Consider the following 12212-nt stretch of genomic DNA (forward strand, 5'->3'; position numbering starts at 1 on the left):
GTCTCTCCGTTTAGATGTGGTTTAGAAATATTTTGTAAAAATCATTTTATCGAATAAAGTGTAATGAATTTTGAATAACTCGACAGTAATTATATTGCGGCAGATCAATTTACTCCGCAAGAATTAAAAACAGTTGAAATCGAATGAATTAAAGCCCGAAAGGAATTCAGGCTTCCGACCACCGGATATTGAAGGAATTGACCCAATGACCAAGATGATGAACTCGCAGAATGTGCCACCCGCAGGGGGCAATGTGCAGGGGACGCCTTACCAGCAGACCGTTGAGCAAGTGCTTGCTCACAGGAAAAGCCAGGCTAACGGCCTGGAGCGCGCAGAGGCTCAGGCGCGTTTGCAGCAATATGGCCCGAATGCATTGCCGGAGAAAAAAGGTAAACCCGCGTGGTTGCGTTTCCTGGCACATTTTAATGATGTACTGATATATGTTCTGCTGGCTGCCGCAGTACTGACGGCGGTAATGGGCCATTGGGTTGACACGCTGGTTATTCTGGGGGTGGCAGTCATTAATTCATTGATTGGCCATATCCAGGAAAGTAACGCTGAAAAATCGCTGAAGAGTATTCGTAATATGCTTTCCAGTGATGCCCGTGTTATTCGCGGTGGTAGCCATGAAACTATTCCAACGACTGAAATAGTCCCGGGCGATATTATTGTATTACGTGCGGGTGATCGTATTCCGGCGGATATGCGCTTGATTGAAGCACATAATTTACGTGTCGAAGAAGCGATTTTGACCGGCGAATCAACGGTGGTGGATAAACATATTAATCCGCTGAGCGGCGAGCTTTCGCTGGGCGATCGTACAAACCTGGTCTTTTCCGGCACGACGGTCAGTGCAGGCGGCGGCGTAGGCGTTGTTATTGCGACTGGACAAGATACGGAGCTGGGTCACATCAATCAGATGATGGCTGGTATCGAAAAGCACCGCACACCACTGCTGGTGCAGATGGACAAACTCGGCAAGGCGATTTTTGCCCTGATTCTGGTGATGATGGTGGCGCTGTTTGTCTTTAGCCTGGTACTGCGCGACATCCCAATGGGCGAATTACTGCTCTCGCTGATTAGCCTCGCGGTTGCTGCCGTTCCGGAAGGGTTGCCAGCGATTATCTCCATCATTCTCTCTCTGGGTGTACAGGCGATGGCGCGCAAGCGGGCCATCATCCGTAAACTGCCCACTGTGGAAACCCTGGGCGCGATGACGGTGGTCTGCTCGGATAAAACCGGCACGCTGACCATGAATGAAATGACCGTGAAAGCGGTAATCACCGCAGACAGTTGCTACCGCGTGGAAGGCAACAGCTACGAGCCGGTGGGCAATATCTATCTGGAAGGCAGCGATGAGCCGGTACAGATCCAGTCAGGAACGGTGCTGGAGCAGTATCTGCGTACCATCGACCTGTGTAACGACAGCCAGCTGATTCAGGACGAGCGGGGGTTATGGGGGATTACGGGTGGGCCGACTGAAGGTGCACTTAAGGTTCTGGCCGCTAAAGCCCACCTTACTCCGGTCATGACCACACTGATCAACAAGATCCCGTTCGATTCGCAGTACAAATACATGAGCACCCACTACCAGATCGGTAGTGAGGAGCAAATCCTGATCACCGGTGCTCCGGACGTTATTTTTGCGCTGTGCGAGCAGGAGCAGACTCGTCACGGGGCGAAAGCATTCAACCGTGCTTACTGGGAAGCCGAAATGGACCGCTATGCCAGCCAGGGGCTGCGTATGGTGGCGGCCGCGTTTAAACCCGCCACAGGTGAGCAGACGCTGACGCACGACGATCTGAGTCACGGTCTTGTATTCCTGGGCATTGCCGGGATGATGGATCCGCCACGCCCGGAAGCCATTGATGCGATTCACGCCTGCCAGCAGGCCGGGATCCGCGTGAAGATGATCACCGGCGATCACCCGCAAACGGCCATGAGCATCGGCCAGATGTTAGGCATCACCAACAGCACTCAGGCTGTTACCGGCTATCAACTGGAAAAAATGGACGACATCGAACTGGCGAATGCGGCAGTGGAATATGACATTTTTGCCCGTACCAGCCCGGAACATAAGCTACGCCTGGTTAAAGCGTTGCAGGATAAAGGCGAAATTGTCGGTATGACCGGCGACGGAGTGAACGATGCCCCTGCGCTGCGTCAGGCGGATGTCGGGATCGCGATGGGGATCAAAGGGACCGAAGTTACCAAAGAGGCGGCTGATATGGTTCTGACGGATGACAACTTTGCCACCATTGCCAGTTCGGTGAAAGAGGGTCGTCGCGTTTACGACAACCTGAAGAAAACCATTCTGTTTATCATGCCCACCAACCTGGCACAGGGGCTGCTGATTATCATCGCCCTGCTGGCGGGGAACATTATTCCGCTGACGCCAGTGCTGATCCTGTGGATGAACATGGCGACGTCCGCCACGCTCTCTTTCGGCCTGGCCTTTGAAGCGGCTGAGCGTAACATCATGAAACGTCCGCCACGTCAGACGGGCCAGCATGTGATGGATGCCTTCGCAGTCTGGCGCGTGGCCTTTGTCGGAACCATGATTGCCATTGCCGCCTTTGCGCTGGAAGCCTGGCTTGCGCCGCGCGGCCACAGTGCAGAGTTCACCCGCACCGTGTTGCTGCAGATGCTGGTGTGCGCCCAGTGGGTCTACATGATTAACTGCCGCAACACCGATGGCTTCTCCCTGAACCGCGGTCTGCTGGCGAACAAAGGCATCTGGCTGGTCACAGGCGTGCTGTTGCTGCTGCAACTGGCGATTATCTACCTTCCGTTTATGCAGATGCTGTTCGGCACAGAAGCTCTCCCGCTGCGCTACTGGGCAATCACCCTGGTTATTGCAGGCGCAATGTTCTTCATCGTCGAAATCGAGAAGCGACTGACCCGCAGATTCCGTAAAGCTGCATAATCTGACACCTTACTCCTCACCTATCCCTCTCCCGCCGGGAGAGGGGCTCGCCCGGCTTTCTCCCTTAGCCCTTTGGGGTGCGGGGCGGAGTGAGGGGAAACATCCTGAGGTAATCTCAATGAAACTGACTTCCCTGCGCGCCGCACTGGCCTGCGCACTCCTGGCCTGCACCCTGCAAACCGCATTTGCCGCTGTTCCGGTTCGCGTTGCGACCGTAGAGGAAACCACGCATGCACCAGAGCGCCAGATCCCAGGCCGTATCGAAGCGATTCATACCGTGGAACTGCGTGCGCGTACGGAAGGTGTTATTACCCGGACGCATTTTCGTGACGGACAGTATGTGAAAAAAGGCGACGTGCTGTTTGAACTGGACGATGCTGAACCGCGCGCCGCCGTCAGGCTGGCACAGGCTGAAGTGAAAAGTGCGGAAGCTACACTACGCCAGGCGCAGCAGCAACTGACGCGCTTTGAAAGCCTGAAAAATGGTAATGCCATCAGCCGAAATGACGTGGATAACGCGCGGATGCAACGTGACGTGGCGAGCGCGGCGCTGGAGCAGGCGAAAGCCCGTTTAGAGTCCCGCAATGTCACGCTCTCCTATACCCGCATCACGTCGCCAATTGACGGTCGCGTGGGGCACAGTCAGTTTCATCAGGGAAGCCTTGTCAGTCCTGCCAGCGGTGTGCTGGTGGACGTGGTACAACTCGACCCCATCCGCATTGCCTTCGCGCTGGAGGAAGGGGCATTTGCCACCAAAGCCGGACAACATGCCACTCTCACGGCGTTAAAGCAGGCCTGGCAGGCGCAAATCGATAACGGCAGTGAACGTGTCCGCGGCGAGCTCACGTCGGTTGACAACCGTATTGACCCACGTACTGCCAGCGTCATGTTACGGGCGGAATTTGCAAACCCACGCCACCGTCTTCTGCCGGGAGGTAGCATCACCGTCTGGCTGCGTCCGCAGTCAGAGCAATCTTCGTTGCTTCTGCCCGCCGCCGCGGTTGGACAAAACGGCGCCGGTTTTTTCACCTGGGTGATTGATGCTGAAAATAAAGCTGAAAAACGTGCGCTGACGCTGGGTAGCCAGTCAGGCCAGCAATTCCATGTGCTGTCGGGGGTCAACGTCGATGAACGTGTCGTCACGGATGGTGCGCAACGGTTACAGGATGGCGTTGCCGTTCAGGTATTGCAGTAAGGAGCCGCTATGCTGACCTTTTTTATCAAACGCCCACGTTTCGCGATGGTGATTGCCCTGGTGGTCACGCTGCTGGGGGCGATTGCCCTGAAGCTGATTCCGGTGGAGCAGTACCCGCAGATCACTCCGCCAGTGGTAAACGTCAGTGCCAGCTGGCCTGGTGCAAGCTCTGCCGACGTGGCGGAGGCCATCGCCACGCCACTGGAGACACAGCTTAACGGCGTGGACCACATGCTCTATATGGAGTCGACAAGTTCTGATGAAGGCGCATATAGCCTGAGTATCACGTTTGCTGCCGGAACGGACCCGGACCTTGCCGCGATTGATGTGCAAAACCGTGTGGCGCAGGCCGTCGCGCAACTGCCTGCCGACGCACAGCAAAATGGTGTACAGGTGCGCAAGCGAGCCAGTAATCTGATGATGGGGGTGAGCCTTTACTCACCGGATAGCACCCACTCGCCGCTGTTTGTGAGTAATTACGCCAGCACCCAGGTGCGAGAGGCGCTGGCACGTCTGCCGGGCGTCGGACAAGTTCAGATGTTTGGTGCTCGCGATTACAGTATGCGTATCTGGCTGCGTCCCGATCGCATGAACGCCCTGAATATTACTACCGATGACATCGCCCTGGCGCTGCGTGAGCAAAATGTGCAAGGCGCGGCCGGGCAGATTGGAACGCCACCGGTCTTTAACGGCCAGCAGCAGACCCTGACCATCAACGGGCTGGGCCGACTCAATCAGGTTGCGGATTTCGCCGATATCATCATCCGCGCGGGTGAGCAGGGGCAACTGGTGCGCCTGCACGATGTTGCGACCATTGAGCTGGGCTCACGCAGTTACAGCTCTGGAGCGCAGCTTAATGGCCACGATTCCGCCTATCTTGGGATTTACCCTACGCCAACCGCCAATGCTCTGCGCGTGGCGGAAGCGGTGCGCGGCGAGCTTGAGCATCTGGCGAAACGCTTCCCGAACGATTTAACGTATGAAGTGAAATTTGATACCACGCGTTTTGTGGCCGCGACCATCAAAGAGATTGGTGTTTCGCTGGCACTCACGATGCTCGCCGTGGTGGTGGTGGTTTCCCTGTTCCTGCAAAGCTGGCGTGCGACGTTGATTGTCGCACTGGCGATCCCGGTTTCACTTATCGGCACGTTTGCGGTGCTCTATACGCTGGGGTATTCCGCCAACACGCTTAGCCTGTTTGCGATTATTCTGGCGCTCACCATGGTGGTGGACGATGCGATCGTTGTCGTCGAAAACGTCGAAACATTGATGGCGGAGGGGCAAAGCCGTACAGAGGCCACGGCCAACGCACTGCGCCAGATTGCCGGGCCGGTGATCGCCACCACGCTGGTATTACTGGCGGTATTTGTGCCGGTGGCGTTGCTACCAGGGATTGTCGGGGAGTTGTACCGTCAGTTTGCGGTGACACTCTCTACCGCCGTCACTCTTTCAAGCCTGGTGGCGCTGACGCTGACCCCTGCGCTGTGTGCTTTACTGCTTCGCCCGCGAACCGGATATCCGGCGGCGATATTTCGTGGCTTTAACCGTGGGCTTGATGCGACGCGTGAGGCCTACACCCGGCTGGTGAACCGCTTCAACCTGCGGCCCTTGGTGGCGCTAGCCGCGACGTGCGTTGCGGCTGCCGTTGTTGCCTTCAGCTTCATGTCGATGCCGAAAGGCTTCCTGCCTCAGGAAGATCAGGGTTACTTCTTTGCCAGTGTGCAGTTGCCGGAGGCCGCGTCCCTGGAGCGTACCGAAGCGGTGATGGCTACCGCGCGTGCGCTTATAGCCGCGAACCCGGCAGTTGACGATGTGATTCAGGTTTCCGGTTTTAATCTTCTCAACGGGACGAGTGCGTCGAACGGTGGGTTTATTTCGGTGATGCTGAAAGACTGGAGCGAGCGTCCGCCGCTGGACGAGGTAATGGGCACGTTGCAGCGTCAGCTTTTCGCCTTGCCGGAAGCCACCATTATGACGTTTGCACCACCGACATTGCCCGGTCTGGGGAATGCCTCCGGGTTTGATCTACGTATTCAGGCGCAAGCGGGGCAAAGCCCGGCGGAACTGGAGCAGATTACCCGGACTATTTTGCTTAAAGCCAATCAGCATCCGCAGCTTAACCGCGTCTTTACCACCTGGAGCAGCAACGTGCCGCAGTTGACACTCACCGTGGATCGTGAGCGTGCCGCAAAGCTTGATGTGCCCGTTTCCCGCATCTTCAGCAGCCTGCAAACTGCGTTCGGCGGCACACGTGCAGGGGATTTTAGCGTCAACAACCGTGTTTACCACGTTGTGATGCAAAACGAGATGCAGTGGCGTGAGCGCGCTGAGCAAATCAGCGATTTATACGTGCGGAGCAACAGCGGCGAGCGGGTGCGTCTGAGCAACCTTGTCACCATTACGCCAACCGTAGGTGCGCCGTTCCTGCAACAGTACAACCAGTTCCCGTCCGTGTCGGTCAGTGGATCGGCTGCTGAAGGGGTGAGCAGCAGTACCGCGATGGCGGTGATGGGTGAACTCCTGGCGGAGAACCTGCCTGCGGGTTATGACTACGCCTGGAGCGGTATGTCGTATCAGGAGCAGCAGACCGGCAACCAGGCTGTCTGGATCGTGCTTGCGGCGGTGGTAATGGCGTGGCTGTTCCTTGTGGCGCAGTACGAGAGCTGGACGCTTCCGGCAAGCGTGATGCTGTCAGTCCTGTTTGCCATCGGTGGGGCGCTGGTCTGGTTGTGGATTGCCGGGTACGCTAACGACGTATACGTGCAGATTGGCCTGGTGTTGCTGATAGCCCTCGCGGCCAAGAACGCGATCCTTATTGTCGAGTTTGCCCGTGCGCGGCGCAATGAAGGGATGGCGATTGTTGATGCTGCCCGCGAGGGGGCGTCACGTCGTTTCCGCGCGGTAATGATGACCGCTGTTTCCTTTATCATCGGCGTGTTACCGATGATGCTGGCAACCGGTGCGGGAGCGCAGAGCCGTCGCATTATTGGTACGACGGTGTTCAGCGGCATGCTGGTGGCGACCGTTGTCGGGATTGTGTTTATTCCGGCGCTGTTTGTACTGTTCCAGCGTTTACGTGAGTGGGGACATCGGCTTACGGACTAGTGGCCCACCGTTCACACTGTTTTTGTACCAGCGAGGTCAGCGAACCGCCGTCATTAATGAAATCTCGCATTCGCTGCGACTCACTTTTGCCCTGTTTTAACATCAGGGCAATTTCCGTTATCGCGCTCGTCGCACCTTGTTTTTCGGCTGACGGGGCGACGCGCTCCAGCAACCACGCGATATCTTCTGCGATAGTCTTTTGTTCCCCGGTATTGACGTCCGTCAGAATGCCATCCAGGCCGTAACGACAGGCCTGAAAGCGGTTAAAACGGTAGAGCAGAAAATCTTGCGCCTGATGTTTGTAAGGCCGCTCCGTCAGCAGCCAGTGCGATGTTGCCTGAATCAGTCCGGCGATGTTAATGGCCTGAGCAAGCGTTAGCGGGGTATCCATCACCCGGACTTCTACCGTACCGAAATGCGGGCCAGGACGAATGTCCCAGTGCAGATCCTTAATGCTGTCTATCATACGGGTGGCGCTCAGGTGGCGGAACAACCCTTCAAATTCCTGCCAGTTGCTCACCCACGGCATTTGCCCGTTATCCGGAAATCCCGAGAAAATATTGAGCCGGGATGAGGCAAACCGGGTATCTGTCCCCTGCATATAAGGCGATGTCGCCGCCAGAGCAACAAAGTGTGGCACAAAACGGGAGAGACCGTGTAGCAGGTAGATTGCGTCATCCCCATTTCGGCAGCCAATGTGGACATGCTGGCCGAATACCGTTGCCTGCAAAATCAGATAGCCAAAGCGCTCCAGCGTGATGTTGTAGCGTTCGTCATCACACACCTCCTGGCGCTGCCATTTCTGAAACGGATGCGTCCCGCCACCGCAAATCTGGATATGCTGCGCCGCCGCTGCGCGCAGAATACGTTGCTGTATCACTGAAAACTGTGCGGCAGCCTGGTCGATGTTCTGACAGACGCCTGTCGCGATTTCGAGCATGCTTTGGGTGATGTCATGCTTCACTTCACCGGCTTTGATGTCGCCTTTAACGGCAGCGATGAGGGCGGAAGAGTCCTGGCTTAGATCGTACCCCGGCGGATTAACCACCTGTAGTTCCAGCTCAATGCCAAGGGTGAAAGGTTCAGAAGAATGGAAGTCGGGTAAAGGCATGAGGCGCTCCGTTGACGGGGATGAATTGAGTATAGACAACGGAGGCGTTCTTCTTTTCCCGAGAGGGGAGATGCGTTTTTATACTCCACTTCTGCTCCTTACTCATAGCAGATCGCAGTTGCCTGTTAAGTGCCAGAAGGGGACGTTGATGTTAGTATCCTGGACAGAGGCACACCTGAAATGGCTGCCTCCTGATAATAAAGTGTTTAAAAAATCAATGTTATGAATTGCGCACTAAGTGTGAGGGGATTTATTTTGGATATTATTTTTCATATCCGTATAAATTTATTCTACCCGATAAATACTCACCTAAATATACTTCACTGATTTTATTGAAGCCTTGCTTTGTAACTTCACCTTCTAACCAGTCACTATCCTTGTTAATAATTTCGAGAAGGTCATGGTTGGCTAAACCATCCACGATAATTGGATAGCGTATATTTTCATCACCACTTTGTATTATCGTTAACTGCCCGTTTTGTTCGAGAACTACGCGTTTTAGTTGTTCTACTTCATAAATACCATTTGCTCTTAACTTGAACATCAAATCATTTGCAGAAACACCATTTCGTAAACACTCCTTAACATTAACGCTGCCATTATGTACCAAAGTAATGGGTTTCCCATCAATGATTCTTTTAACTAACCGATTGTTCTCTTTTAAAAACTTAAGAGCAAAGACAAGTAAGGTCCATATAATCAGCACCAGAACAAATTGTAGTACTGTTATCGATTCATTGTAGATTACGCCACCGATAATTCCCCCCAGCACATAGTTTTGAACCTGATCCATTGCGGATGAGGGCGCCAGATTTCCTTTTCCCATGAGATTTATTTGAACAATTAAACACAGTATCCCCAATCCCAACTTTATAATAATAGGCGTGTAAATGATCATTTATATCCCTCAGTTTTTCATGATTTCTATTTCTGGGTTTACTAACGAAACCTCTACCAGGTTGTACGTTTTTTGATCCGCGTTTAAGTTGACACGGTAATAAAAGTCATTGATTTTAACGATAATACCATCCGAGAGTTGTACAGAGTTGGAAAAGATAGAGTTTATACTTACTTCTTTTTCTTTTGATAACAACCGTACAAAGTTAACCATTTGTGATGATTGGGAGTGTATATTTTGGCTATCGGTATAATCAGCATACTGAACCCCCGAAATGAAGAGTAAAAATAAGAAGGCGATGATCGTTAAGTCCCGATATTTAGTTTGCAAGCGATGGCGCATATACAGGCTAAAAACAACGATCAGGATAAATAAAGTACTAAATATAATGATGTATTTTAAATAATCATTGATATTAGATTGTGTTTGTAGATAATCAATTCCATAAAATCTCATGCCTATATAACTCCATAATTCTGAAGATCCTAACTTTTATTATAGTAATTCGTTATGACATTACTTAACAACTAATAATTATCAGTTATCAACTGAGATTTGTCATGGTTTTTTAAGGTGAAGAATGGAGTACTGATGGATTAAGTATCTGGCGATGGGAGGACGTTCATTCGAAAAGCCCCCGAATTTGCCACTAACAGCGTAATTAAAGACTCAAGTGCGTAAAGGTGTATAAGGTCTGCCTCTCGCTCATAGCGGCTGTCAAAGCCGCCAGCCATAAGATGAGTCGAAGAACGGTCTCTGTTAGTGATTATGATCCCTCAGGAAGACTGTCAGCACATCTTTCGGAGGAATGCTTCCACACTCAGAAAGTAACCAGCCTACGGCTCCGCGATGATAGGTCCCATGAAAAAGCATATGATTTAGCATATCTATGGCCGTCATTTCTCCTGCCCCTCCATCGACAAAACGGAACGTGATGATTTTTGTTAAATCGTCCGGGCTAATTGATTTAACGTGCTGAATATACCACTCCGTACTGTCGGCCATTTTAACATCAAGCTCGTCTACAGAGGGGGTGTCTGGAGTATTTAATGCTATGTAGCCATGCTGCTGTCCCGACATGTTTGCTCTGAAAATCATGTCAACGACATAAATATGATTCATCAGCCTTAGCATCAGGTGACGTTTTTCAGCAGAAGCGGATTCACTAATACCTTTGATGGCTTTTAGCGTTTCTGAATCAATCCAGCGCTTGTACTTCAACAGTGTAACTATTGTGTTCTTGTCCAAAATTTCCCCCAGATTTTCCTGTCCCGATAACATACCAATAATGCCTGTCTTTAAGCCGCGTTTCATTTTTTCTAAGGCATTCGTTTAACGGCTTGCGTCAGCTTCCTCGCTCAAATCTCATTGGATCGATATGAACGTCCACGGATATTAACGTTCTCGCCAGTCAGCCTCTCAACAACGTCGATTGCGTCTGGATCACCATGCCAGGCCATGCAATTTAAGCAATCACCGCCACAATCTAAATTCAGTGTGCCTGGTATTTTACTCATAGGCAGGTGGCAGGTCTGGCAATGGTTTTCTTTCACTGGAAGTGACATCCTTTTTAAGATTTTCAGTCATGGGGGAGACTTAACATACCACGGTTAAATTCGCTCCTCGATCCCTGTATCCCCTCCAAACCGCTCGCCCCCAACCCCCATTGTGTTTTACACTCCGCCCTGCAAAAATTAAGTCAACAAACGATTGGATACACAGGCGGTAACAGCGATGAACGGTACAATCACAACGTGGTTTAAAGATAAAGGTTTTGGATTTATCAAAGATGAAAACGGTGACAATCGCTATTTTCATGTGATTAAGGTCGCGAACCCTGATCTGATCAAGAAAGATGCAGCGGTGACGTTTGAGCCGACCACGAACAACAAAGGCCTTTCCGCGTATGCGGTGAAGGTGATCCCGGAAAGCAAGCACCTTTATATCGCGGGCGAGCGCGTGAAGCTCACGTCGATCAAATCGTTCGTGGTGTTCAGCGAGGAAGTACCTGCGGATTCCGGGATCGATAAAGAGAATGCGGTGCTCTCAGTCGGGCTTCTGATGAACAACATCAAACCGAAATCGGATAAAAAACCGGGTGAAATGCGCACGGTGAAGAAACTGGCGATCACCACGTTCCAGAATACGACGCTGATCTTCTCGGAAGATGAGATCGACATCGATGCCACAGTGAAGCTGTTGAAATAACGCAATGCCGACATTCCCACAGAATGTCGGCTTCTTTTACCCGCTTTAGTGCGCCGTAATGTACGGCTCCTTCACAAACTCCGCCAGCAACCAGACCATATCATGCAGCAGCCCCGTGAGATCTTTCGCCACGTTGGGAGGGAGCGTTCTGCCCTGAATGGCCCGCGTTAACGCCAGCGCGTAATCCACTTGTAATGCCGTTTCCTGCCAGCAATCCGGGACATAGGACGTCACGCGTTCACCTTCAATCAATTGTGCAATTAGATGCGGGGGAAGTTCAGTATCGCAAAGCGTGCGCAGTCGGTTGAGCGCATGCTGCAACCGTTCACACAGGGTGGCGTGTGTTTCGGCATCGTCGGTTTCGACCAGTACGCAGACAAACGCAGCGCAGGCATCGGCCAGTTCGAAAAGATCCGCAGAGTCGGGAAGCGGCAGGGTAATGAGATGGTGGATAGCGCTTTCTTCAGAGAGCGCGTAAGACAATCCAGGCATTGTTGTCATGTGATATTCCTTTTAAATAAAAATCCGACCACCCCATAAGTTCCTACGCTCATGGGTGGTAGCGCTGACGGAGGTAGGAATACCGCACACGACAAAACGGCCAACCTTTCGGTTGCTCCGCCAGCGCGACCATATTTTAACGGGGTGAGCGCTGCCGCGACAAAATAATTCTCGTGTCATAGTGTACGGGTTCCTACGCCCGGTTGCGGATGTGCCGCAACGCAGGAACTTTACGGTGGGGAAATGGGGAAGAAAAGAGACAACCCTG

At 52.5% G+C, this 12212-nt stretch carries 9 protein-coding genes; 4 read left to right on the plus strand and 5 right to left on the minus strand.

The window, feature by feature from the left end; translation table 11 throughout:
* Nucleotides 1-205 precede the first annotated feature (205 nt).
* The 3 genes from HV346_RS05605 to HV346_RS05615 all read left to right on the plus strand — a co-directional run bounded on the left by HV346_RS05605 (nt 206) and on the right by HV346_RS05615 (nt 7226).
* Nucleotides 206-2926 (plus strand): cation-transporting P-type ATPase, encoded by a 2721-nt coding sequence (locus tag HV346_RS05605; RefSeq protein WP_181622576.1) that lies wholly within the window; start codon nt 206-208, stop codon nt 2924-2926.
* 118 nt (nt 2927-3044) lie between these two features.
* On the plus strand, nt 3045-4121 hold the full coding sequence (locus HV346_RS05610) for an efflux RND transporter periplasmic adaptor subunit (protein WP_181622577.1): 1077 nt from the start codon (nt 3045-3047) through the stop codon (nt 4119-4121).
* Nucleotides 4122-4130: 9 nt separating this feature from the next.
* Nucleotides 4131-7226, plus strand: a complete 3096-nt coding sequence (locus tag HV346_RS05615) for an efflux RND transporter permease subunit (protein ID WP_181622578.1) — start codon at nt 4131-4133, stop codon at nt 7224-7226.
* On the opposite strand, the gene HV346_RS05620 is transcribed toward HV346_RS05615, so the two are convergent.
* From HV346_RS05620 to HV346_RS05635, 4 genes are all read right to left on the minus strand, one after another.
* On the minus strand, nt 7216-8337 hold the full coding sequence (locus HV346_RS05620) for a YbdK family carboxylate-amine ligase (protein WP_181622579.1): 1122 nt from the start codon (nt 8335-8337) through the stop codon (nt 7216-7218). The genes HV346_RS05615 and HV346_RS05620 overlap by 11 nt on opposite strands.
* 262 nt (nt 8338-8599) lie before the next feature.
* Nucleotides 8600-9235, minus strand: a complete 636-nt coding sequence (locus HV346_RS05625) for a DUF421 domain-containing protein (RefSeq protein WP_181622580.1) — start codon at nt 9233-9235, stop codon at nt 8600-8602.
* Nucleotides 9236-9244: 9 nt separating this feature from the next.
* Complete coding sequence (locus HV346_RS05630; RefSeq protein ID WP_181622581.1) at nt 9245-9691, minus strand: DUF3290 domain-containing protein; 447 nt, start codon at nt 9689-9691, stop codon at nt 9245-9247.
* Nucleotides 9692-9994: 303 nt separating this feature from the next.
* Complete coding sequence (locus tag HV346_RS05635; protein WP_181623700.1) at nt 9995-10483, minus strand: DinB family protein; 489 nt, start codon at nt 10481-10483, stop codon at nt 9995-9997.
* Between the two features lie 486 nt (nt 10484-10969).
* On the opposite strand from HV346_RS05635, the gene HV346_RS05640 reads away from it, so the two are divergent.
* A complete protein-coding gene (locus HV346_RS05640; protein ID WP_181622582.1) occupies nt 10970-11443 on the plus strand; it encodes a cold shock domain-containing protein in 474 nt (157 codons plus the stop codon).
* A gap of 45 nt (nt 11444-11488) precedes the next feature.
* Here HV346_RS05640 and HV346_RS05645 read toward each other — a convergent pair whose 3' ends face one another.
* Nucleotides 11489-11944, minus strand: coding sequence for a hypothetical protein (locus HV346_RS05645; RefSeq protein WP_181622583.1), 456 nt, complete (start codon nt 11942-11944; stop codon nt 11489-11491).
* Nucleotides 11945-12212 lie beyond the last annotated feature (268 nt).

The organism is Enterobacter sp. RHBSTW-00994, assembly GCF_013782625.1.
GTDB lineage: Bacteria > Pseudomonadota > Gammaproteobacteria > Enterobacterales > Enterobacteriaceae > Enterobacter.

Coding starts and splice junctions, on each gene's coding strand:
- HV346_RS05605 (WP_181622576.1), top strand. CDS start 206: ATGACCAAGATGATGAACTCGCAGAATGTGCCACCCGCAGGGGGCAAT.
- HV346_RS05610 (WP_181622577.1), top strand. CDS start 3,045: ATGAAACTGACTTCCCTGCGCGCCGCACTGGCCTGCGCACTCCTGGCC.
- HV346_RS05615 (WP_181622578.1), top strand. CDS start 4,131: ATGCTGACCTTTTTTATCAAACGCCCACGTTTCGCGATGGTGATTGCC.
- HV346_RS05620 (WP_181622579.1), bottom strand. CDS start 8,337: ATGCCTTTACCCGACTTCCATTCTTCTGAACCTTTCACCCTTGGCATT.
- HV346_RS05625 (WP_181622580.1), bottom strand. CDS start 9,235: ATGATCATTTACACGCCTATTATTATAAAGTTGGGATTGGGGATACTG.
- HV346_RS05630 (WP_181622581.1), bottom strand. CDS start 9,691: ATGAGATTTTATGGAATTGATTATCTACAAACACAATCTAATATCAAT.
- HV346_RS05640 (WP_181622582.1), top strand. CDS start 10,970: ATGAACGGTACAATCACAACGTGGTTTAAAGATAAAGGTTTTGGATTT.
- HV346_RS05645 (WP_181622583.1), bottom strand. CDS start 11,944: ATGACAACAATGCCTGGATTGTCTTACGCGCTCTCTGAAGAAAGCGCT.